Genomic DNA, 21,862 nt, shown 5'->3' on the forward strand with positions numbered 1-21,862 from the left:
ACACAAGCGTTTGAACTCTGTTGGCTTTAAAGTTTTTACTTGTTCGTAAGTCATCTTTCAATCTTAACTCTTGGACTATTTTATCCTATTTTGTCTAGACTTATGCAAGAGATCTAATGTCTTTTCGCGTTCAATACCTTGTTCGATACCTTGTTCGATACCTTGACGCATCCAACTGGTGGTAATTTGCATAACTCCCTCCTGTACGGGTTGACTAAATGTGCTAATCTCTTCTTGGAATTGTATCTCTTCGACCGGATTTAGATTGAGATAAGTATCAATGAATCCAAAAATTAATTGCATTCTCGCAGGATCTAACCTTAAAGTAATTAACAAGCGCAGACATTCCGCTTTAACTTTGGCTCGCTCTTTCTCGGCAATAGGGTGATCCAGAAAACGGGTTTCTTCAAGAAACCCGTTTTCTATTCAATCTCCTGACTCCTGACTCCTAACTCCTGACTCCTAACTCCTAACTGAAAAGTTTCGCTAATCTTTAGATAAATTGCGAGAAACATACCAAGTAAAACCGCCGCCGATAACTGCCATAACTGCTAAAGCTAATAATACTGGTCGGAGTCCGAATTGAGTTTCGGCGATACCCGCGACAGCTAAGGGTAAAGAGAGGGCAATATTAACGGCATTGTTTTCTAAACCAAAGACTTTACCGCGCATTTCGGGGGGTGTATCTGCCTGTAGGGTAGTTTGCATGGGAACCCCGACTAAAGCGGCAAAAATCCCTAATAAAGCGGTCATAGCGAAGGCTAAAATTAAACTCTTTGTGGCTAGAGATAAACCGATTAAAGCTGCCGCCATACCCAGGGAACCCCAGAGACTTAATTGGGTGTGGGAGAATTTTTGGCCCCAATAACCCAAAGTAATCGCACTAACTGCCATTCCTGCACCACAGGAGGCTAATAAAAAGCCGAATTGAGAAGCTTTTAACCCGGGTAGTTTTTCCGCCATACTGACGGCTAATACTGATAGAGCGGCAAAAATACAGAATAAGATGACTAACTGAATCAGAGCGTTACGAACTTTATGATTTTTGTTGAGGTAACGAATGCCGTCGCGGATATCTTCCCAAACATGGGGCTGTTCTGCGGTAGGAATAACATATTTTTCGTTAGTTCGCAGGATAATTAGAATTAAACCGGCAATTATATAAAAAGCACCGACAATCATCACTTTGCCAATATCAAATTGTCCGGCTCTCGTGCCGAAAATGCTATCAGCAAAAGCTAATAGAGGTTCACCGATGGCAAAACCGATAATTAATACCGCCATGGTGGTTAAAGTGTTGAGGGAATTAGCCGGTAGAAGATGACGACGTTTTACCACTAATGGCAGGGTAGATTGTTCGGCGGGGGCAAAAAATTGGGTTAAGGTGGAGACAAGAAAAGTAATGACTAACAACAGGAAAAAACCGAAGGGTAAATTAAATTCTCCTTGTAGCCGGTAATGCCAATTTCTTAAACCGTCAGGCAACCAACCGAGGGGAACGGCTAAAGTTTGCTCGCGCACTAACCATAATAATAGGGGAATGAGGAGGACAAAAGCCCCGCGTAAAAGGTTAGAAATAACTAAAACTTGTTTTTTTAACCATCTATCAACATATACACCCGCCACCGAACCCACTAACACCGCCGGAATTGTATTAGCAATCATTATCGCCGATACCCAGCCACTAATCGACTGATCGGCTTTTTGGTAATGGGTGGCAATTAGGGAGATCATCAGGACTAAATAGAATTTATCCGCTAATTGGGAAAAAATCCCCCCCGCCCAGAGAGTGAGAAAGCGCGGGTTTTTTAGCACTGGGGCAAAACCCTGACTAGGATTGGATTTGGGCGCACGTTTAGGCAAGCGGTTCATGGTTTCTGCGTCGGATTGCCTCGGTGAGGAATCGGAAGAATTAAAAACAGGAGTGGAGGAGTCGCTAGAATTAGCGTCGCTAGTTTCTGAGTCAAACAGTTGCATTATGATGATTTTTGCTATCTGTTTAAAATTCTAAGGGAGATAAACCCTCAACTAATGCCGAGGAGCGAAAAGTTTTTCCCAGATGATATTGAGTATAGCGGCGCAGCAGGCGATCGAGGTTAATCCAAGCTAGTTCTGAGGCAGGGTTTTCTTCTGGGGGAAAATCGGGTTTTCCTAAGCATTGCAGTAATTGCAGTTCTTGCGGCGTCAGTTTACTATCGATTTTGGGCGGGTTGATTGTTTCTGTGAGGGCAGCTAGATCTATTATTCCCCCTGCCTCGAAACTAAATCCTAGGCAATTGTCCCCAATTAAAGCTTTTCCCGTCAACAGGCAGTTATGGACTTGCGGCACTAAGCCGGCAATTATTAAGAAATGAAAAATTGCTTGACAAAGGTAGGGAAGTATGTACTGATTTTCGTCGAGGACTTCAATTCTGGCCAGATGGCTGCAGATTAATTCGTATAATTCCCTCTGGGGTTGTTCGCTCAGTGCGATCGCCAAAACCAGTTCACAGAGGTATTGGCTAACGGTGAGTTTGGCGAGATTTTGACTTAATTTGGGATAAGATTCGATAGTTTCAGCTTGAACGACCTTATCTAGGGATTTTCCTGCGACTATTAACAGATTATTGACCACAAATAGTTCGCTTCTACCCCGTAGGGAAGATTTATACTTGCGCGCACCAGGAGCGATGGCTCTAATTAAACCATATTCGGCGGTCAAAATAGTTAAGAGGCGATCGGCTTCTCCGAAGGCCATTCCTTGCAGATTGATTCCAGTAGCTTGATAGGTACGAGACATTATTGATAGCAGTTATCTTAATGGTGAGGTAGGAAGTTTTCGGGAGACTCCGAGACGACTCCCTCTCAACCCTACACCCTACACCCTGCCCCCACAAAAAACTTTTTCGGCAAACCCTAGCTAATTGTCTCCTCAAAAAGACTTGAGCCAATCACTAGGCAAAAGGGAAACTATGGAGGTTAGCGGACTCGAACCGCTGACATCCTGCTTGCAAAGCAGGCGCTCTACCAACTGAGCTAAACCCCCGATCTGGTTTTTGAGACACTCTCGTTATTATAACCTATAGTGAAAAATATTACAAGTTAATTTTTCCCTTGCCTGCCATGTCTTATCTAGTCGCCACTTTTTACCAGTTTGTGGCTTTGTCAGATTATCGTCAAAAACAGCCAGAAATACAAAAATACTGCCAAGAAAGAGGAATTAAAGGAACTATTCTTCTGGCAGCCGAGGGGATTAATGCAACGATCGCCGGGAACCGTCAAGCGATCGCCGAGGTGATTAGTTGGTTAAAAACCGATACTCGTTTAGCTAATCTAGAGGTGAAAGAGTCTGTTTGTGATTATTTGCCCTTTCAACGCTTAAAAATTCGCTTAAAAAAGGAAATTGTGACTTTCGGTCAACCCAAGGCTAATCCTCTCGAAAAAACAGGAATTCATCTCAAAACTGAAGAGTGGAACCAATTGCTGAAAGAGCCGGACGTGGTAGTTATCGATACGCGTAATAATTATGAAGTGGCGATCGGTACTTTTGCGGGAGCGCTTAACCCAGAAATCCAGCATTTTCGCCAATTTCCCGAGTATATTCACGACAATTTTGATAGTATTAACGATAAAAAAATAGCTCTTTTTTGTACGGGGGGAATTCGCTGTGAAAAGGCGGCAGCTTTTTTATTAAATCAAGGCTTTTCTCAAGTTTATCAGCTAGAGGGAGGTATTTTGAAATACTTAGAAGAAGTTAGTCCCGATCAGAGTCTTTGGCAAGGAGAATGTTTTGTTTTCGATCAAAGAGTGGCCCTAACAGCTAATCTAGAGGTAGGACATTATGAAATGTGTCCCGCTTGCGGTCATCCCATCGATGAAAAAGATAAACAATCCCCCAATTACCGAGCAGGAATATCTTGTCCCTATTGTAGTTAATTTTCTCCTATCTTAACCGCTCTCATCTCCCTACTTTTATAGTATCTGGTTACTTTTTCTTGCGGATTTGTGTACCAGAAATCATGTCATGAAGGGCGCGTTTTTTCTTTGTCCAGGCTGCCAGTAAAAAGCCCAAATATAAGGGAGCAGTGGAGATAAATTTTAGTAAGTAGCGGCGATTGGCTCTTGCAAAAGATATGCGTTTTCCTTGGCTATCGGTGACGGATAAATCAAAAAACATTTTACCAATAGTGGCTTTAAAAAGATATTCTAAGAAAACATAATATAACCATTTAATAACTATTCCTAAACCAAGAGCAGTCAGAATGGCAATATGTTCGTGAGTAAAGTTAAGTTTGGCTTGAATATTATAGATAATTGCCGCTATAAATAAAGCAAAACCTATAATTGTTGTTCCAGCTGCACTTAATCCTGCGGCATAGTAAACCCAGATTTCTTTGGGAATATCAAAATTAAGATTTAAATCTTGAAAAGTTGACCATTGTTGTAAGCGAAAACAGATATAACCACCTAATAAAGCGGCGATAATAATAACGATAAAAGAATCAATTAAAGAAGCTTTTAAACGGAGCCAAAACCCAGCATAACTGGAAGAAAGTAAATCGGGAATAGATACAGAATTCCGAATAAGAATAACTTGAGTTTTTTCGGGAGGAGAATTTTTAGTTTTTTTAGTTTGATGGAGATTAGCTTTAATATCGGTAATAATTTTTAGCAAAGTTTTGGTATCTTTAGGTCGATCAATAGGTTTTTCTGCCATTAAATTATCGATAAAATCTGCTAATCGAGAAGGGATATTTGAGGCATATTTACGCCAGTTAAATTCATTTGTATTAATATTATAAATTTTCGGATCACTGGGTTCTTTACCGGTTAACAAAAAGACGAAAGTTTTGCCCAAAGCATAAAAGTCTGATTGGGGGACAGAGTGACCACGAGATTGTTCAGGAGGAGCATATCCAGGGGTATAAATTCCTGTATTTTTCCCTCCTGCTAGGACGGTTTTAGTGACTTGTCGCGCTGCTCCAAAATCAATTAAAACTAATTGACCATCGGGTTTTAAGATAATATTAGAGGGTTTGATATCACGATGATAGAATTTATGTTTATGAACTTCGTGGAGAATATTAGCTAACTGAGTTAACCAATCCAAAGCGAGATTATAATCAATCGGTTTAAATCCTCTTTGTTTTTGATGTTCTTCTAAGTCAATACCGGCAATTTTTTCCATAACTAAACAGTGTAAAGCAGTTTGACTCTCCCGGGGATGATAAATAAAATAGTTTTCTCCTTTGGGAATACCGGGGTGATTTAATTGTTTTAAAAGATTGGCTTCCTGTTGAAATAAATCAATAGCTTTGCTGGAATCGTAGGTAAGAACTTTTAATACTTTGGGTATTTTACGCTCATCTATCACTTCATAGGTATTACCAAATCCACCTTTGGCACTCAATAAATTTGTGACTCGATATTTACCATTTAAAAGCAAGTCGGAACCGCAGGATTGACAGTAACGACTCTCCGTGATACTTTTCGGTTTGGGACAATGAGGATTAATACAAAAACTCATAGATTTTATTGGTAGAGTAAAAAATAAACTTGATGATAACAATATTCCTTGATAAATTTAGGGTTTATTGCCAAGAAAAAAGCCGCGCAATCCCAAAGTGACCACGGCACTTAAAAAAGCCACAACCATGGGGATAATCAGAGATTTAAACCCTTTCAAGTCCGCAATATCTTTAACTAGGATTGCATAACTATCTTCGACTTTTTCCAGTCGTTTATCCATTGTTTCGACTTTCTGATCAAGAGTTTTAATATCTCCCTTGATTTCCGTGACTTCCACCTTTAAATCATTAACATCTCTTTGCAGGGTGTCAAATTTTTGATTAACATCTTTTTGGAGACTGTCAAATTTTTGATCCATATCTCTTTGGAGATTGTCGATTTTCTGATCTACATCTCTTTGAAGACTGTCAATTTTCTGATCCACATCTCTTTGGAGACTGTCAAATTTTTGATTAACATCTCTTTGGAGATTGTCGATTTTACTCTCGATCCTTGTCAGGACAGATTCGAGAGAATAGGTAACGGTTTCGCTAGTTTGTGTCATAATTAAAACCCTCTTACAGATAACTACTTTCTTGAAATAAAAAATTAAGGTTTATTACCAAGAAAAAAGCCACGCAATCCTAAAGTGACCACGGCACTTAAAAAAGCCACAACCATGGGGATAATCAGGGATTTAAACCCTTTCAAGTCAGCAATATCTTTAACTAGGATTGTATAACTATCTTCAACTTTTTCTAGTCGTTTATCCATTGTTTCGACTTTCTGATCAAGAGTTTTAATATCTCCCTTGATTTCCGTGACTTCCACCTTTAAATCATTAACGTCTTTTTGGAGACTGTCAAATTTTTGATCCATATCTCTTTGGAGACTGTCAAATTTTTGATCCATATCTCTTTGGAGATTGTCGATTTTCTGATCCACATCTCTTTGCAGGGTGTCAAATTTTTGATCCACATCTCTCTGAAAGGAATCTATTTTCTGACCCATATCTCTTTGGAGAGAGTCAATTTTCTGATTAACCTCTTTAATACTATCTTTAATTTCTTTTAGGACAGATTCAAGGGAATAGGTAACGGTTTCGCTAGTTTGTGTCATAATTAACAACCTCTGGTCGATATAGCCAAATATAATTAGGTTATACTAAAAAAGTTTTTCGTTGGTGTGGGGTTTTACCCATGTTCAGGAAAAAAGTACCTGAATTTTCCCCCCGATTACTCCAATGGCTGTCACTTTTTGATTTAAAAAAGCCTAAAGATATTATCCAACAAAGTTTTTAGATTTATTCAGCCAGCCCCAATTATTCCCCTATTGCCTATTACTAGGGACTAAGGACGATTTCGCTACCGAAAAATTTCAATTGTGGCCAGAGAGCGGTCATGGTAATTTAAGAAAGCGATCAGGGAACTCTAACAGGGAAGATCCCGACCCTAGCGAGGGAGTGCCTGTTTAACCGTCTGTCCTATGTACAAGTCTATTACTGTTTTAACGCTGCTGACGGGAATTATCGCCGTTGATGTGGTTTTTGCTCAATCCACTGTTAATCTTCCCATCGCAGTTCAACAGGGAGAATCCTACGAAGGATTATTGACTAGAGCATCGCAATTAGCCGAGAAAACTATCATCAGTCGTTTTAATCAACAACAGGGTATTAATAAAATTGATTTATTGATAACGGCCGAAAAATCAGGGGCGATCGCACCTCTCCTCTCGGTGAAGGTATCCCGTCAAGATTGGTTTGGCAACCCTAATATTCAACGCTGGGCTAATGTTTTTCCCTTTGGCAAAGCTCTCCTTGGTTTTAGCTCTCCCGCACCCGTCGTCACCCCGAAAAGTCCCCCCGCTGCCGTTAATCCCAGTCCATCTCCAGCACCATCTCCCACCGCTACCACTCCTCCCCCTGCTTTACCCTTCGAGGATGAGCCGAATAATGCTCCCCCAATCCCCATTCCTAAGCAAAGATTAACCACTCCAGCTAATCGTTAATTGATAGGAAAAGGATGGGCTTTCGGCAGATATATGTAGGGGTTGCTGAATAAATCTAAAAACCTTGTTGGATAAGGCTTTTAGACTTTTTTGACCTCAAAAAGTGCCGGCCATTGGAGGGATCGGGGGTAAAATTCAGGTACTTTTTCCCTGAAAATTAGGTAACTGACTACCTCAAAATCGGTAAAACCCTACACCCCACACCCCACACCCCACACTCTGCCCCCACGAAAAACTTTTTGCCGCAAACCCTAAGTGGCAAAACGAGGCTGAAACCAGTCTAGGGGAAAAATATCATCTTCTTGGGCGGTTTCTGTCCAACCGGTGACGCTCTCAAAACAAGTCCCCGTCAAGTTAGCACCCCTCAAGTCCGCTCCCTGTAGATTTACCTCTTGTAGACGAGCTCCCGCTAGATTAGCACCCGCTAAATTGGCCCCGCGTAAATCACTACCCGTCAGACGTGCCTCGCTAAAATTAGCCCTTTCTAAATTAGCCCCCTGAAAGTCCACCTCTTTAAGAAAAGAGCCGCTAAAATTGGCTTCCCTTGCGGAAATCTGACGACATTTAGCGCCACTTAACCGCGCCTCTTGCAAATTAGCCCAATTGAGATTGACTTTATCTAGGGTTGCCTCCAAGAGATTAACTAAGTATAAATTCGCCCCACATAAATTCGCCCCGCATAAATTCGCCCCCCGGAGATTAGCATGGGAAAGAGCCGCCCCACTTAATCGCGAGTTACGCAGGTTTGCCTGTACCATAAAGGCCCCGGTGAGATTAGCTTTGGTTAAGTCCGCTTCCACTAATTGCGCTTGACTTAATTTGGCATAGGTTAAATTCGCCCAATTCAAACTCGCTCCCCGTAGATTTGATTTAGTCAGAAAAGAGCGACTCAAATTAGTTCCGCGCAAATTGGCCGCCGCAAAATTGACAGCAATCAGAGTCACTTGTTGTAGGTCTAGACTCATCAAGTCAATGCCTAAAAAATCCCGCTCTCCTTGTTCGTAGAGTCTTAGTAACTGATTAACTTTCATCTCCCTTCTTCTACTTTAAGATGGTGGTTAAGAAGTAATCAACAAAAGTGCCTAAAAACTTTGTCTGATAACTCACTAAGCTTTTAGATGAGAAATTTACGAGCCTCTCTTTTGAGTTTATGTAAAGTTTTTTATCGATTTTTTAAGAGAAGATAACCGGAACAGCAAGTTAATTTTAATCATAGTTAAATAGCTTGGCTAAAACAGTTTGACTGGTTTTCCCCAATTCTACCCCAGTCCATCGGGTAATTAGTATCTAAAACTACTCTTGTTAAAAAACTTATCTATTGTTCAAACTCGATTATTCAGCTTTTTAGCCGTCAGCCGTCAGCCTTGAGTCAGGAGTCAGGAGTCAGTATTCAGTATTCAGGAGTCAGGAGTCAGGAGTCAGGAGACAGGAGATTATTTCTATTTATTCTTCCAACACCCCACACCCCACACCCTACACCCGTTCGGCTGAGCTCACGGCCGAAGCCCACACCCCACACCCCACACCCCACACCCCACACCCCACACCCCACACCCTACACCCCACACCCCACACCCTACCCCCTGCTAACCCGCTAATTCCCTACTCTAAAGCGTAGATACGACCATCCATGAGCAGACGGGTGATCCCTTTAGCTTCCAGTTGAGCGTGAGCTTTTTCGATCAGGCGACCGTCGGGAACTTTAATCACTTTTTCCTTGCGCTTGGAGAAACGACGAGCGATGCGATGACTTTCAAAGATGGGGAGAGTGCGCTGCTGGATTTCCTGAGGGGGAACCTTACCCAATTCGGCAAAATCCTTGAGGGGACGGGTGATTAATTCGGCAGCGCGATCAATCACCAAGTAACAGGTTTTGGGAAAAGCCGCCGCCGAGAGGGGTAATATCTGTAATTGGGCGGTTTTAACGATAGTCGGGCCTAAATAGCTGCCCGCTAGTTCCCCCTCCTCCTCATCTTCATCTTCATCTTCATCCTCCTCTTCATCCCAATCCTCGTCAAGCTCATCTTCCTCCTCCTCTTCCTCGATAGCTTCGACGAAAAACTCGTTTAAATTAGCGTTTTCTAGGGGTTTATCGCCATTAATTTCTGTTTCTTCCGAATTATCCGCTTCTGGCGGGTAAGAGGTATCCATTAACAGGGTTAATTGTTCCACAACAGCGATCGGTTGCTGAAAAGCCTGCTCATCCTTAGCTGCGATGTGGGCTGCCCGAAAACTAATCACCTCGATCGCTTTTTCCGGTAAATCCGCTGCTGCTTCCTCCTCATCGAGGCCACGAGGACTACGGGCCAAGCGTTTTTTCTGGATTAACTGCTCGTATTCCTCGCCAGAAAAAGAATTTTTGAGAAAACGACTGACCGTAGAACTACTCACTCCATAACGCTCGGCTAACGTGGAAGTGGTGGCCTCCGTTTCCCGATAAAGCTTAAGAATTTCTTTTTTCGTGGCATCAGTCAGTTTTCTTGGACTCATATTACTTATATAGTTATTTTTTAAGCGATAGGATTTTGCCGATGGCTAGTCAGGGAAAGCTGTTGTCTTTGAGCGGACGTACTCTTAATCATAAAACGCTCTAGCCAATTAAAACTAAGCAATTCGTTTTCTAGTCCCTGTTCTAGTCTATCCTTGACTTCTGTTTCTCACCACTACTCAAGATTAAAAAATTGACGATGATATCAAGTGCTGCTAGTCAAAAAGCCTTATTAGTTCTGGCCGATGGTACGGTTTACGAGGGTTATTCCTTCGGGGCCAAGGGAACCACCGTCGGCGAAGTTGTCTTTAACACGGGGATGACCGGTTATCAGGAAGTTCTCACCGATCCCAGTTATGCTGGTCAAATCGTCACTTTTACCTATCCGGAATTGGGAAATACGGGGGTTAACTCCGAGGATGAGGAGTCAATTCGTCCCCAGGTGAAAGGAGCGATCGCCAAAAATATCTGCCACCGGCCCAGTAATTGGCGTTCTAGCCAATCCCTACCGGATTATCTGGCCGCTCATCATGTTATTGGCATCTATGGCATCGATACCCGGTCTCTGACCCGCAAAATTCGCTCGGTTGGGGCGATGAATGGGGCAATTTCTACGGAAATACTCGATTATCATGATTTACTGCGGTTGGTGCAGGCGGCCCCCAGTATGGCCGGGTTAAATCTCGTTAAGGAAGTAACCACCAAGGAAGTGTACGAGTGGACGACTCCCACCCCGTCCGCTTGGGAATTTGCGCCAATTGATAGGGATCAAGAACCGTTAACGGTGGTGGCGATCGATTTTGGCATCAAACGCAATATTCTCCGGCGTTTAGCCAGCTACGGTTGTCGGGTGATCGTGGTTCCCGCTGACACTCCCCCGGAAAAAATCGCCGCCTATAATCCCGATGGTATTTTCTTTTCTAACGGACCGGGAGATCCGGCGGCTGTCACCGAAGGAATTGCCCTAGCCAAGCAACTTTTGCAAGGGGAAAAACCCACTTTTGGCATCTGTATGGGTCATCAAATTTTAGGGCTATCCCTGGGAGCAGAAACCTTTAAACTAAAATTTGGCCATCGCGGGTTAAATCAACCCTGTGGACTGCAGCAACAGGTGGAAATTACCAGTCAGAATCACGGTTTTGCCGTGCAGGAAGCATCTTTAAATCCGCAAGTGGAGATTACCCATCTCAACCTCAATGATCGCACCGTAGCGGGTTTAAAACACAAGTCTTTGCCCTTTTTCTCGGTACAATACCACCCCGAGGCCAGTCCTGGCCCCCACGATGCCGATTATCTGTTTGGCAAATTTGTTGATTTAATGCGGCAAGCAAAAAAGGATCGGTCGTAAATTTTTAGGATATACTAGGGTTTTGATTTTTACGGCCCTAGGGCTAGGAGGCGATTATTCCAGAAGCAATTAACTTGACTGTCAGCTTGCGAGGCACGCGTGAGGTCAGAGATAAGTACCAAATTTTCCGTTTGACGGGTCTTTTAGATGCCTTTTCCGAACCGACTTTTTGTAAGGTGATCGAAGGCTATGTGGAGGAAGGTCCCAAGGATGTGATTATTAGCCTCGCTCAGATTGATTTTATCGATAGCTCCGGTTTAGGGGCTTTAGTAAAATTGGTGAAAAAGGCCAAAACCGAAGGGGGCAGTTTACAAATTGTTACCAATCCCCGGGTAACTCAAACCGTAAAACTGGTGCGATTGGAGAAGTTTTTTTCCCTGCAACCCACCCTGGAAGCGGCGATCGAATATCTAGAAAAAGCGTAAATCGTGGAATCTCCTCTCGAAAAACTTCGCTTACAGGTCAGTGGCCAGGGTTCACCAATCCTAGAGGGTCTTGACCGATTATCGCCTGCTTCTCTGGCCTATCTGGGGGATGCTGTTTATGAATTATACATCCGCACCTATTATTTACTGCCGCCCCAGCGTCTCGGGGACTATCACGCTCAGGTGGTGGGCAAAGTCAGGGCCGAACAACAGGCTTTAGATTTAGCACAACTGCAGCCCTATCTGACGGACCAAGAAAAAGAAATTCTGCGCCGGGGACGCAATGCGGTCACGGGAAAACGCCGTCGTCTGACAGCCCAAGTCTATCAGCAGGCCAGCAGTTTAGAAACCCTGTTCGGCTATCTTTATCTGCAAGACCCCTCAAGATTACATCAACTATTAGAAAAACTAGAATTATAGCCCTCAGGGAAGATTCCCGACTTTACTCTTAATCCATGCAACCATGAGCGATCGACCATTTCGTGACAAGTCCGATAATCGTAATTCTCGCCGGCCCTCGCGGCCAAAAACCGGGCCAATTCTGGCTAAATCCCCAGCAGTAACTCCAGAAAACCAAGAAGCTGATGATCTGCTCTACGGTCGCCGGGTGGTTTTAACAGCCATGGAAGAGGAGCGCCAACTGAATCGGATTTGGGTGGTCAATCGACTCCGTTACGATCCCCGTTATCATACCCTTTTGGAAAAGGCCAAAGCCAACGGCACGGTAATTGATGAGGTGGACGATCTGCGTCTCGATCAGATTACCAGTAAGGCCAATCATCAGGGGATCGCCGCCCAGATGTCTCCCTATGATTATATCGAATTAGCCGATCTGATCGAAAAAGCTAAGGGCAGAAGTCGCCACCCCGTCATCGTCATCGCTGAAGGTATTACGGATCCCCATAACCTCGGGGCAATTATTCGCACCGCCGAAGCTATGGGTTGTCAGGGGGTGGTTATTCCCCAACGTCGCGCCGCTGGGGTGACATCGACGGTGATGAAAGTGGCGGCGGGGGCCTTGGAATATTTACCTGTGGCCAGGGTGGTTAATCTCAATCGTGCTTTAGAAGAATTAAAAGCGGCGGGTTTTTGGCTCTACGGCGCGGCGGCAAAAAGTGGTAAATCCTTACACACAATCAATTTAACGGGTGCGATAGGATTGGTGGTAGGTTCGGAGGGAGAGGGTTTGAGTCTGTTAACCCAAAAGTCCTGCGATGAGTTGGTATCTATCCCCTTGGCAGGCAAAACCCCCAGTCTCAATGCTTCGGTGGCGGCGGCTATGGCTCTTTACGAGGTTTACCGGCAACGCTGGCAAAATTCCCCCGATTGAAAATCTGTATTTTTTGACACTCCCAATAGCCAAAAGGAGAAAGTATAAATAGAATAGGAAGGAAGTTTGCGAAATGTAAACAAACGTAACAAAACCACCAGAGTAGATTTAGATGGGGAACGAAATGAAAGAATTTTTGATTAGCTTACTGGAAATGTTCGGATTAGCCTACTGGGTCGAGATTAAAACCGACTATCCCAGATGTACTTATTATTTCGGTCCTTTTCTCGCTAAAGACGAGGCTGAAGTCGCTCAAGCTGGTTACGAAGAAGATTTGAAAACAGAAGGAGCGCAGGGGATTAAATTGCATATAAAACGTTGTAAACCCGAAGATTTAACTATTTTTGAGGAAAAGGAAGAAAGCAAGCTCCTGAATACCCTAAAGGTATTACGCAGTCAAGCTTCTTAACAATTTTCAGTGATCAGTAATCAGTAATCAGCTTCTGAAGGCAACAGGCAAAAGGCTCCAAGAAAGGATTCGGCGATTCTCCTACCGAAAAAGAAGGCTAGAAACTAAGTAGAGCTTGCTGAATAAATGTGAAATATAGACGAGGTAAGGGTTTTAGGGTTCTGTTTCGCTCCCACAGGTGCAAGATTTTGAGAGAATCGTGGTTCAAAACCTGGCCTCTTCATCGGCCCGCGTCCTGTAGGGGCGAAGCATTCGGGCAATAACCTATCGGTGAAACCCTAGATATTCTATCCGAATGCTTCGCCCCTACTTTTTGCCGCAAACCCTAAATATCAATGGGATCGATTTAAAAAACAGCTATATTCTGCTTCTGTCAGTCTTCCCGCTTCGTAGAGAGTATCGGTAATTTCTGCTAGGGTTAAAACCGAATAAGCTTGATAACCATGGCTACGAAGTTTATCTTTAACGGGGCCACCATGGTCGATAAAAACCACGATATCATTAACTAATAATCCCGCCGATTTAATCTTTTCTGCCCCTTCGATCGCACTTTTGCCAGAAATTAAAATATCGTCCACCACTACCACCGTTTCCCCCACTTGAAAATTACCTTCAATTACTCTTCTTGTGCCGTGAGCTTTTACTTCTTTGCGGGGGAAAATCATCGGATGATTTAATAATAAAGATAAACCCGTAGCTGTAGGTAAAGAACCGTAGGGGATACCAGAAATGCGGTCAAATGTCAAGGTTTTTAATATTTCTCCATAGGCTTCAATTACCTGCTGAAAAATATTAGGATTAGAGATAATTTTTCTCAGATCGATATAATAGGAAAAAGTTTCTCCCGATGCTTGCACATAGTCGCCAAACATCAAGCAGCCAATATCAAATAATTGTAGAATTAAATCCTGATGAGGATGTTGTTTTAAAAGACAAACGTTAGCAGTCCAAGTCTCATCTTGGCTCGATTCTTGCTGGTGATTTTGTTGAATTTTGTTGACTTCCTCTCGTAAATCCTTGACTTTTGTTCCCAAATCTGGTTGAGATAAAAAGTCTTGGGGTACAGGAATTAATAAACCCTCGCCATGACTATTTAAACCCACAGTAATTAACTCGGAGAATTTACTTTTTTCTTCCCAAATACTGCGTAATAAAATCAATCTTTCGGGAGCAAAATTGCGAATCTTTTTCAATATCTCTGGTTGAGTGGTTCCCACTTCTAAAAATACTTGTTCGGGAGTTCCCCAAGTGCAAGCTTCTTTGACAACTTGCAGATAAAAAGGATTGTCGCGACTGGGAAATTCTTGCAGATTAATCGCGCCTTGATTGGAAGTATGACAGAGGATAAAAGCGCCATGCTCGGGGTAAACTAAAAAAGGAGCAACGTGATCCTGTCCGGAGTAGGGATTGAGAGTAACCGCGTCCACCTGCCAAGTTTTAAAGATAGTCTCGGCTAAAACACTGCTAGTATTAATATCGCCGTGTTTAGCATCCAAAATTACCGGGATATGAGGGGGAATTGCCGTTAAAACTCGCTGTAATAATTCTAACCCTGCCGCTCCCAAAGCTTGATAAAAGCCTAAAGTTGGTTTGTAGGCACAGACAAAAGGGGCAGTTTCATCGATAATAAACTTGAGCCACCGTTCCAAATTAACGATTAATTCTCCCGGGGTGGAGGGCATCATTTCGGGGTTAGCATCTAAACCGAGGACAAGTAGAGTCTGGTTTTGACTAATGGCGTGGTTTAACTTTTGAAAAAAATTCATCGGTTCCTAATCTCAGGATTCTGGATTAGTCTCTAATTCTACACTATTTGGCCGAAAAATAGGCTGTAAAATTGTCTGGTGCAGACTTTTTCTGGTGTCAGCGTCAAGGAATTTCTTTTGTAAGGGTTGCCATTCTTGCCATTTTTGGTGACGGATATTTCGGAAAATTTCGAGTAAGGTGGGCATTTCCTTGGCGAGACAATTGGGGAAAATTTGGCTAAGAAAATCCGAGAGAACACAACAATCCTGCATTTCTCCGAGAATACTTTGAAGGTTTTTAATATCTTCTAGGTACTCTTGATATTTGTCGCCATAAAACTGAGTAAATAACTCCATATTATAGCGGGAACGCTTGGCTTCTTTGCGAAGATCATGCAGTAATAATCCTTCCTTTTCCAATAAGTCATCAATTTCTTGACTAGAAAACTCTCTTACTTTTTGATCTTCCTCTAAATTTACCCCAACTAACCAGCCTTCGTGCAGTAAAAAGCGACTCGCTTGCGGTAATAATAAGTCTGGTAAAACCGTGGCAATATCTAATTTTCCTATCGGTTGATAGGTGGGATTATCCAACCAACTGGCAAAATCTGCCTTAAAATTGAGAAATTTATCGGACTTTAACAGCTTTTCTACCTTAGCAAATGCCTTTTTTCTTTGTTGTTCGAGAACTTGTAAAACTTTCTTCAGTAAATCCTGTTCTTTCGGGGGTAAAATTGGCTGATAATGACCGATAAAAGCCTCTTTTAACACATCTAAATCCCGCAATTCTCCTAAAATTCTGCCCAGATTACCCACCCGTTTTTGATCGGCATATTTCGGCATGGTTAAAGCGGGGGCAAAACCGGTTAAGGTACTGCGAAGACGACGCATTCCCACACGAATTTGATGTAATTCTTCCGTATCCTGATCGAGTAAAACCCCAGCTTCATGTTTAAGAACTTTATGAAAATGTTTATCAATACCGATATAGGCCCAATCGGCCACAGTTTTAGCCCGAGGATTAAATTTGTTAGTCATTTGTCTTTAGGGAGGAAATAATGTCAAGATGATGATAGAATCTTTAAATAAAGACTGGAACTAATAGATCCCATTTATTCTACACAATAGGATGAAGCAGCAGCTTTAAGAGAAGTTTATGGATAGTTTTTGGCTAGATTATGCGGGGGAAATCGCTTTTCGCACAGGAGAGCATCTTTTCTTGACGGGAATAGCCATGGCTATGGGTAGCTTAATCGGGATTCCTCTAGGTATTTTGATTAGTCGTCAAGCTATTCTCGCCCCACCAATTATAGCGATCGTTAACACCCTACAGACTATCCCCAGTTTAGCCCTATTTGGTTTTTTAATTTCCGTGCCTTTTTTGGGAGGAATCGGCAAAATTCCCGCTATTGTTGCCCTAACTCTCTATACTTTACTGCCAATTGTTTTAAATACCTATCTGGGCATCAAAAAAGTTGATCCCGAATTAAAATTAGCGGGGTTATCCCTAGGCATGACCGACGGTCAAATCCTGCGCTATATCGAATTACCCCTGGCCAGGGCGACAATTTTGGCAGGAGTGAGAATTGCCACGGTGATTGCTATCGGTGTGGCTACGATCGCAGCTGCCATCGGTGGCGGTGGTTTGGGAGTGTTTATTTTTCGCGGTATTGCCACGGTCAACAATCAGTTAATTTTGGCGGGGGCAATTCCTGCCGCTTTTTTAGCCCTTGTTGCCGATTGGAGTCTCGGTCGGCTAGAAAAGACCTTTTCCCCTTCGCAACGACCGAAAAAGCCCTCTAAATGGCAATGGGGCTTAGGTTTAATTGGGTTGGCCTTGCTATCTTTCCTCTTGACTCAAATTTTCCATTCATCCCCCGGCACAGTGGTGATCGGTTCCAAAAATTTTACCGAACAGGTGATTTTAGGGGAAATTTTGGCACAGGAAATCGAAAAAGAGACGAATTTACGGGTTGAGCGTCAATTTAATCTCGGTGGTACTCTGATCTGTCATGAAGCGGTGAAAGCGGGTAAAATCGATGGTTATGTGGAGTATTCTGGCACGGCTTTCACGGGAATTTTGCAAGAAAAACCCCTTAACGATGCCCGATTAGTCTTTGAAAAGGTGCAAGAGATTTATCCGGAAAAATTTAATCTAGAAGTCTTTCCCAGTTTAGGATTTGAGAATACTTTCGCCATTGTTATCCGGGGAGAAACCGCCAGTCAATACAATCTTAAAACTCTCTCGCAGGTGGCTAAATATACCCCCAATTGGCAAGCGGGTTTTGGTTATGAATTTTTGGAAAGGGAAGACGGTTATAAGGGATTAGCGAAGACCTACGGGCTAAATTTTGCCCGACCCCCAAAAGTGATGGATTTAGGGTTAATGTACCGCGCTTTAGCCGAAAAACAAGTGGATTTAGTGGCGGGAAATTCCACCGATGGCTTAATTCCCGTGCTAGATTTAGTCATCCTAGAAGATGATCAACGCTATTTTCCTCCCTACGAAGCGGTACCGATTTTTAACCGGGATAGTTTGCGAAAATATCCGCAATTGCGACAGGTTTTAGCGAAACTCACTGGCAAAATTACCTCCACAGCTATGCAGAAATTAAACTATCAGGTGGATGGACGCGATCGCAAAGTGGAGGAAGTGGTCAAAGAATTTCTAGTCTCCCTCTCTTAACCATTTAGTCACTCCCCCGGGTTGGTCGATTAAAGTAATGCCTTGGGCTTTTAATTCCGCGCGAATGCGATCGCTTTCGGCGTAATTTTTCGCTTTTTTTGCCTCTGTCCGTTGTTGGATCAGATTTTCGATATCCGCTGCACTAATTCCCTCAGAAACAGGGGTTTCCCTCTGGTCAGCGGCCATTTCTAAGCCCAAAACCCTAGACAATTTCACCAAAGTATGCCATTTTACCGCTAATTGGGCGAGATTGCTGTCTGTCTTACCCGCATGGGTTAAATTATTACCCTCCTTGCGTAATTCCTTAGCGATTTCAAATAACACCGCTAAACCACCGGCAAAGTTAAAATCGTGATTTACCGCCTCTTGAAAGCGATTTTCTAGCTCTTGGTCGGTAATTCTGGGATTATCGGGCGGAAGATGCTTATAACCAAAGGATAAACCCTCTTGTAAAGTATGCCAGCCATTAGTGGCCGCCTGCAATCCCTCATCGGAAAAATCGATCGGTTTGCGGTATTGGGCGCCTAAAATTAATAATCTCACGGCTAAGGGGTCATATTTTGCCAATAACTCGCGAATAGTGATGAAATTACCGAGGGATTTCGACATTTTTTCCCCTGCCACCTTGACCATGCCATTATGTAACCAATAGTGGGCCAGAGGTTTACCCGTAGCCGCTTCACTTTGGGCGATTTCGTTTTCGTGGTGGGGAAAAATTAGATCACTTCCCCCCACATGAATATCGATAGTTTCTCCCAATTGTTCTTTGACCATGGCCGAACATTCAATATGCCACCCCGGACGACCTTGACCCCAGGGAGAATCCCAACTAGGTTCCCCCGGTTTTGCCCCTTTCCAGAGGGCAAAATCAAAGGGGTCTTGTTTTTTAATTGCTTCCGGGTCGTCGGTTTCTACCCGGCCGCTGGCCCCGGCTTGCAGATCATCCAGTTTTCGCCCTGATAGTTTGCCATAATCGGAAAAACGACGGACGGAGTAGTAAACATCGCCATCGCTGGGGTAAGCATAGCCTTTTTGTTCTAATTCATAGACTAGGCGCTTGATACCGTCGAGGGTATGAGTGGCCCGGGGATAAGCGTCCGCCGGTCTGACTCCCAATTTTGCCATATCCTCAAAGTAGGCCTCGATAAATCTCTCGGCCACGGCTGCCATGGTGGTATGTTCATTTTTAGCCCGATTGAGAATTTTATCGTCAATATCGGTGAAATTCTGAATATAGCGCACTTTATAACCGAGATACTCTAAATAACGCCGCACCACATCCCAAACCACACAGGTGCGCGCATGACCCAAATGGCAATAATCATAGACGGTAATGCCGCAGCAATACATGGAGACAATGCCGGGGATGAGGGGGGTAAAGGGTTCTTCGCGACGACTGAGGGTGTTGTAGAGGATTAAGGTCATGGAGGGGGAATTTTTTTTCTGGGGAAAAAGGCTAGTCCAATTTTATAGCAGTTATCAGTGATCAGTTATCAGTTACCGCTAACCACTTTCCTCGTTCCCTGAATTTCCTTACTATATTTTGTGTTTTTTGTCAAGAGGTTTTTAGGGTTTTAGTAAAGATGTAACGGTAAGATTCAAGGAGATAGGACTGTTTTGATGACAACTATTATTGATAGAATCGATAGAATAACGAGAGGAAAGCTTGATTGTTTGCCTTAACCGACAATTTTTATTGTTAATCAACTTTGACCAGACCATCACCATGAATGAACCACCTAATAGCGCTGGCGATGAAATCCAATTACCCCGGGGAGAAAGAGTTGACCAGCTAAGACATCTGATCGAAACCCTACGCATTGCCGATGAAGTGGCCAATCGCGGTTATTTGATTACCAGTGCCGAAGTGGCCGATTTAATGGATATTAATCCAGGGGCTGTTACCAGTCGCGGCGACCATTGGCCGTGGCGAAATTGGGTAATCTCCCGGGTCAGACGCGAGGGAAACCAAATTCTTTGGCAGTTGGAAAAAGTCGATTAGGATTAATTGCAACCATCAGTTAATTTCTCTCTTAACTTTTGTAAATTAGTAATTATCTCGTCATTTTCCCCCAGCAGATGACGCGCAAAACGTCGGGCTAGGGGCGGAGCCGATACAAGCGTACTGGTAAAACCAGAAAATACCTGCAATCCCAGTTTATCGGCGATCGCTCCCACTAGAGGCCGTCCCGAGGGGGCAAAGGCCACTAGGCAATGATGACAGCTGCCGGGGAGAGAGGCTAAAGAGGGCAGCAATGTCCCCACGGCGGCGCGTATTGCTTTTTCCCCCGCCACAGGGTTTAAAATCGCGCCTGGATCGGTGATAATGGCGCTAATTTGCCCTAGATAAAGACTTTGATCCCGGAATTGTACCGCTCCCGTTTCTAAAACACTGGCAATTATTTCTGGGGTTTCTCTCTGCCAAATGCCCTGCTTTTCTAGTTGGGTGATTTTTTGCTCTAATATCAATCTGGCAGGAATTGCGGGCATAACTAGGGTGTTTAATTTGATCTCAGTGGGGGGAATTTTGATCACCTGGGCATGGGTAAAATAGACGGGAGCAGCAATACCGGATTTTTGCAGTAAAGACCGGGTTAATCCCCCCGCACAGACGATAGTTTCCCCAGCAGAATAATTATTTTTAGGAGTTTTTACGCCGGTAATTCTCGATGCAGTTTCAATTAATTCGATGACAGCTTCCCGAATAATCGTGCCTCCCAGACGCAGAAAAGCTTGTTGATAGGCAAGATTAGTTTTTTCGGCGTTGATGTGACCGTGGGGCAGTCGTAAAACTCCGGAGATAGCTGCGGGATTTAATAGAGGTTCTAAAGCGATCGCTGCCTGCGGATCGAGAATTTCGGGGGTAATAGCAAAGATAGCAAATTTTTCGGCCACAGCGGCTGGATCATCTTCGGGGTTAACGGTGAGAATTAACTCTAGGTCCCGGTATTCGTTATCTATGCCCAATTCCTGGGATAAATTGCGCTGAATTTCTCGACCTTCTTGATATAATTTTCTCTGGATTTCTGTGGTGGCCGACCAATAGGCTAAACCCCCGTAACTGTAGAAAGTGGCGTTGAGGGGATGGGTTTCTTTTTCTAATAAGAGGACTCGACTGCCTAGATTGGCTAGTTCATAGCTTAAGGCGGAACCGGTGATACCACCACCGATAATTATATAATCATAAGTTGTGGTCATAATTGGGCTTATTTTTTCTCAATTAATCTATTCTATCATTATACTTGCTCGGTTCCCTAGTTCTGATTTGATCAATAATTGCTATAATTATAGAAAAAGTTCAAAGCGGGACTGGATAACTATGCAACAGTTAGAAACTAGGGGGATAACTGACCGATGGATTAAAGCTAGTTGGGAAGAATACTTAGAAGCAATTAAAAACTTCCCAGAGAATCAAGGAAAAAGTTATTATTACAATGGCTATTATCGATTAGAAATGACTCCTATTGGATTTGAACACGCTAGAGATCATCATGTTGTCTTTTTGGGGGTGAGTCTCTACGCTATCCTCAAAGAAATTCCTTTTCAAGGACTCCCCACTTGTTCTTATCGTAAAAGAGGAATTAGAGAAGTGCAGCCAGATATATCTTACTATCTAGGAGAGAAAGCGAATCTGATACCAAATGGGACTTCGATTATTGATTTAAATCAGTATCCTCCACCAGATTTAGTCATTGAAATCTCAAAATCTACCCTCAATGATGACTTAGGTAATAAACGCTTACTCTACGAAGAATTAGGGGTTAGTGAATACTGGAGTGTTAAGGTAGATGATCCTCAAATATTCGCTTTTGAAATAATCGATCGAGGTAGCAAAAGAATTGATATATCAAAGGTTTTACCTAATTTAAAACTTGCGGTTTTAGAGTCAGCTTTACAACAGGCACGCACCAGAGATCAAAGTCAGGTGGGACGTTGG

At 43.2% G+C, this 21,862-nt stretch carries 21 protein-coding genes, 1 tRNA gene and 1 pseudogene; 10 read left to right on the plus strand and 13 right to left on the minus strand.

Features of this window, described 5'->3' with window-relative positions:
• Positions 1-126: 126 nt before the first annotated feature.
• The 4 genes and pseudogenes from IM462_RS19210 to IM462_RS19225 all read right to left on the minus strand — a co-directional run.
• Positions 127-381, minus strand: a pseudogene (locus IM462_RS19210) (hypothetical protein); the annotation flags it as partial.
• A 105-nt stretch (positions 382-486) separates the two neighbouring features.
• Complete coding sequence (locus tag IM462_RS19215; RefSeq protein WP_287704161.1) at positions 487-1,977, minus strand: MFS transporter; 1,491 nt, start codon at positions 1,975-1,977, stop codon at positions 487-489.
• Positions 1,978-1,999: 22 nt separating this feature from the next.
• The gene (gene recO / locus IM462_RS19220; protein ID WP_287704159.1) at positions 2,000-2,779 is read right to left on the minus strand and encodes a DNA repair protein RecO; all 780 of its coding nucleotides are present in this window, start codon (positions 2,777-2,779) and stop codon (positions 2,000-2,002) included.
• A gap of 173 nt (positions 2,780-2,952) precedes the next feature.
• A tRNA-Ala gene (locus IM462_RS19225) sits at positions 2,953-3,025 on the minus strand.
• A 77-nt stretch (positions 3,026-3,102) separates the two neighbouring features.
• Between IM462_RS19225 and trhO the strand changes: the two genes are divergently transcribed.
• Entirely contained in the window at positions 3,103-3,915 is an 813-nt protein-coding gene (gene trhO / locus IM462_RS19230) for an oxygen-dependent tRNA uridine(34) hydroxylase TrhO (protein WP_287704157.1), read from the plus strand.
• 49 nt (positions 3,916-3,964) lie between these two features.
• On the opposite strand, the gene IM462_RS19235 is transcribed toward trhO, so the two are convergent.
• The 3 genes from IM462_RS19235 to IM462_RS19245 are packed head-to-tail and all read right to left on the minus strand — an operon-like array spanning position 3,965 to position 6,606.
• A complete protein-coding gene (locus IM462_RS19235) occupies positions 3,965-5,506 on the minus strand; it encodes a protein kinase domain-containing protein (protein ID WP_287704155.1) in 1,542 nt (513 codons plus the stop codon).
• Positions 5,507-5,563: 57 nt separating this feature from the next.
• A complete protein-coding gene (locus tag IM462_RS19240) occupies positions 5,564-6,052 on the minus strand; it encodes a shikimate 5-dehydrogenase (protein WP_287704153.1) in 489 nt (162 codons plus the stop codon).
• Between the two features lie 44 nt (positions 6,053-6,096).
• Positions 6,097-6,606, minus strand: a complete 510-nt coding sequence (locus IM462_RS19245) for a hypothetical protein (RefSeq protein WP_287704151.1) — start codon at positions 6,604-6,606, stop codon at positions 6,097-6,099.
• Between the two features lie 366 nt (positions 6,607-6,972).
• On the opposite strand from IM462_RS19245, the gene IM462_RS19250 reads away from it, so the two are divergent.
• Complete coding sequence (locus IM462_RS19250) at positions 6,973-7,494, plus strand: hypothetical protein (protein WP_287704149.1); 522 nt, start codon at positions 6,973-6,975, stop codon at positions 7,492-7,494.
• A gap of 251 nt (positions 7,495-7,745) precedes the next feature.
• On the opposite strand, the gene IM462_RS19255 is transcribed toward IM462_RS19250, so the two are convergent.
• Both IM462_RS19255 and IM462_RS19260 read right to left on the minus strand, forming a co-directional pair.
• The gene (locus tag IM462_RS19255) at positions 7,746-8,525 is read right to left on the minus strand and encodes a pentapeptide repeat-containing protein (RefSeq protein WP_287704147.1); all 780 of its coding nucleotides are present in this window, start codon (positions 8,523-8,525) and stop codon (positions 7,746-7,748) included.
• A gap of 571 nt (positions 8,526-9,096) precedes the next feature.
• Positions 9,097-9,984, minus strand: a complete 888-nt coding sequence (locus tag IM462_RS19260; RefSeq protein WP_287704145.1) for a helix-turn-helix domain-containing protein — start codon at positions 9,982-9,984, stop codon at positions 9,097-9,099.
• Between the two features lie 197 nt (positions 9,985-10,181).
• On the opposite strand from IM462_RS19260, the gene carA reads away from it, so the two are divergent.
• The 5 genes from carA (at position 10,182) to IM462_RS19285 (ending at position 13,494) form a co-directional block, all read left to right on the plus strand.
• A complete protein-coding gene (gene carA / locus IM462_RS19265) occupies positions 10,182-11,330 on the plus strand; it encodes a glutamine-hydrolyzing carbamoyl-phosphate synthase small subunit (protein ID WP_287704143.1) in 1,149 nt (382 codons plus the stop codon).
• Positions 11,331-11,404: 74 nt separating this feature from the next.
• Positions 11,405-11,755: an STAS domain-containing protein gene (locus tag IM462_RS19270; protein WP_045360375.1), complete on the plus strand. Its 351-nt coding sequence runs from the start codon at positions 11,405-11,407 to the stop codon at positions 11,753-11,755.
• Between the two features lie 3 nt (positions 11,756-11,758).
• Entirely contained in the window at positions 11,759-12,175 is a 417-nt protein-coding gene (locus IM462_RS19275; RefSeq protein ID WP_002734315.1) for a Mini-ribonuclease 3, read from the plus strand.
• A 43-nt stretch (positions 12,176-12,218) separates the two neighbouring features.
• On the plus strand, positions 12,219-13,085 hold the full coding sequence (rlmB, locus tag IM462_RS19280) for a 23S rRNA (guanosine(2251)-2'-O)-methyltransferase RlmB (protein WP_287704141.1): 867 nt from the start codon (positions 12,219-12,221) through the stop codon (positions 13,083-13,085).
• Positions 13,086-13,197: 112 nt separating this feature from the next.
• A complete protein-coding gene (locus IM462_RS19285; RefSeq protein WP_287656960.1) occupies positions 13,198-13,494 on the plus strand; it encodes a DUF1816 domain-containing protein in 297 nt (98 codons plus the stop codon).
• A 332-nt stretch (positions 13,495-13,826) separates the two neighbouring features.
• Here the strand turns inward: IM462_RS19285 and IM462_RS19290 are convergent, their stop codons facing one another.
• Together IM462_RS19290 and IM462_RS19295 are read right to left on the minus strand one after the other, a co-directional pair.
• Positions 13,827-15,260: a bifunctional orotidine-5'-phosphate decarboxylase/orotate phosphoribosyltransferase gene (locus tag IM462_RS19290; protein WP_287704139.1), complete on the minus strand. Its 1,434-nt coding sequence runs from the start codon at positions 15,258-15,260 to the stop codon at positions 13,827-13,829.
• A gap of 12 nt (positions 15,261-15,272) precedes the next feature.
• Entirely contained in the window at positions 15,273-16,277 is a 1,005-nt protein-coding gene (locus tag IM462_RS19295; protein ID WP_287704137.1) for a CHAD domain-containing protein, read from the minus strand.
• Positions 16,278-16,395: 118 nt separating this feature from the next.
• On the opposite strand from IM462_RS19295, the gene IM462_RS19300 reads away from it, so the two are divergent.
• Positions 16,396-17,925, plus strand: a complete 1,530-nt coding sequence (locus IM462_RS19300; RefSeq protein ID WP_287704135.1) for a glycine betaine ABC transporter substrate-binding protein — start codon at positions 16,396-16,398, stop codon at positions 17,923-17,925.
• On the opposite strand, the gene cysS is transcribed toward IM462_RS19300, so the two are convergent.
• Positions 17,908-19,350 carry a cysteine--tRNA ligase gene (cysS, locus tag IM462_RS19305; protein ID WP_287704133.1) on the minus strand — a complete coding sequence of 481 codons (1,443 nt, stop codon included), beginning with the start codon at positions 19,348-19,350 and terminating at the stop codon, positions 17,908-17,910. The genes IM462_RS19300 and cysS overlap by 18 nt on opposite strands.
• A 301-nt stretch (positions 19,351-19,651) precedes the next feature.
• Here cysS and IM462_RS19310 point away from each other — a divergent pair, with 301 nt between their 5' ends.
• Positions 19,652-19,927: a hypothetical protein gene (locus IM462_RS19310; RefSeq protein WP_002732855.1), complete on the plus strand. Its 276-nt coding sequence runs from the start codon at positions 19,652-19,654 to the stop codon at positions 19,925-19,927.
• Between the two features lie 2 nt (positions 19,928-19,929).
• On the opposite strand, the gene IM462_RS19315 is transcribed toward IM462_RS19310, so the two are convergent.
• Positions 19,930-21,123, minus strand: coding sequence for an NAD(P)/FAD-dependent oxidoreductase (locus tag IM462_RS19315; RefSeq protein ID WP_287704131.1), 1,194 nt, complete (start codon positions 21,121-21,123; stop codon positions 19,930-19,932).
• 121 nt (positions 21,124-21,244) lie between these two features.
• Between IM462_RS19315 and IM462_RS19320 the strand changes: the two genes are divergently transcribed.
• The coding region (locus IM462_RS19320) for a Uma2 family endonuclease (protein ID WP_287704129.1) at positions 21,245-21,862 on the plus strand (618 nt) is incomplete at its 3' end.

This window comes from Microcystis sp. M144S2, from assembly GCF_020246065.1.
GTDB lineage: Bacteria > Cyanobacteriota > Cyanobacteriia > Cyanobacteriales > Microcystaceae > Microcystis > Microcystis ichthyoblabe_A.

What these genes read in the sequence shown, in the direction of transcription:
- recO (WP_287704159.1), bottom strand. Translation starts at nt 2,779, where the DNA reads ATGTCTCGTACCTATCAAGCTACTGGAATCAATCTGCAAGGAATGGCC.
- IM462_RS19215 (WP_287704161.1), bottom strand. Translation starts at nt 1,977, where the DNA reads ATGCAACTGTTTGACTCAGAAACTAGCGACGCTAATTCTAGCGACTCC.
- IM462_RS19290 (WP_287704139.1), bottom strand. Translation starts at nt 15,260, where the DNA reads ATGAATTTTTTTCAAAAGTTAAACCACGCCATTAGTCAAAACCAGACT.
- cysS (WP_287704133.1), bottom strand. Translation starts at nt 19,350, where the DNA reads ATGACCTTAATCCTCTACAACACCCTCAGTCGTCGCGAAGAACCCTTT.
- rlmB (WP_287704141.1), top strand. Translation starts at nt 12,219, where the DNA reads ATGAGCGATCGACCATTTCGTGACAAGTCCGATAATCGTAATTCTCGC.
- IM462_RS19255 (WP_287704147.1), bottom strand. Translation starts at nt 8,525, where the DNA reads ATGAAAGTTAATCAGTTACTAAGACTCTACGAACAAGGAGAGCGGGAT.
- trhO (WP_287704157.1), top strand. Translation starts at nt 3,103, where the DNA reads ATGTCTTATCTAGTCGCCACTTTTTACCAGTTTGTGGCTTTGTCAGAT.
- IM462_RS19315 (WP_287704131.1), bottom strand. Translation starts at nt 21,123, where the DNA reads ATGACCACAACTTATGATTATATAATTATCGGTGGTGGTATCACCGGT.
- IM462_RS19240 (WP_287704153.1), bottom strand. Translation starts at nt 6,052, where the DNA reads ATGACACAAACTAGCGAAACCGTTACCTATTCTCTCGAATCTGTCCTG.
- carA (WP_287704143.1), top strand. Translation starts at nt 10,182, where the DNA reads ATGATATCAAGTGCTGCTAGTCAAAAAGCCTTATTAGTTCTGGCCGAT.
- IM462_RS19300 (WP_287704135.1), top strand. Translation starts at nt 16,396, where the DNA reads ATGGATAGTTTTTGGCTAGATTATGCGGGGGAAATCGCTTTTCGCACA.
- IM462_RS19260 (WP_287704145.1), bottom strand. Translation starts at nt 9,984, where the DNA reads ATGAGTCCAAGAAAACTGACTGATGCCACGAAAAAAGAAATTCTTAAG.
- IM462_RS19310 (WP_002732855.1), top strand. Translation starts at nt 19,652, where the DNA reads ATGAATGAACCACCTAATAGCGCTGGCGATGAAATCCAATTACCCCGG.
- IM462_RS19245 (WP_287704151.1), bottom strand. Translation starts at nt 6,606, where the DNA reads ATGACACAAACTAGCGAAACCGTTACCTATTCCCTTGAATCTGTCCTA.
- IM462_RS19250 (WP_287704149.1), top strand. Translation starts at nt 6,973, where the DNA reads ATGTACAAGTCTATTACTGTTTTAACGCTGCTGACGGGAATTATCGCC.
- IM462_RS19295 (WP_287704137.1), bottom strand. Translation starts at nt 16,277, where the DNA reads ATGACTAACAAATTTAATCCTCGGGCTAAAACTGTGGCCGATTGGGCC.
- IM462_RS19235 (WP_287704155.1), bottom strand. Translation starts at nt 5,506, where the DNA reads ATGAGTTTTTGTATTAATCCTCATTGTCCCAAACCGAAAAGTATCACG.
- IM462_RS19285 (WP_287656960.1), top strand. Translation starts at nt 13,198, where the DNA reads ATGGGGAACGAAATGAAAGAATTTTTGATTAGCTTACTGGAAATGTTC.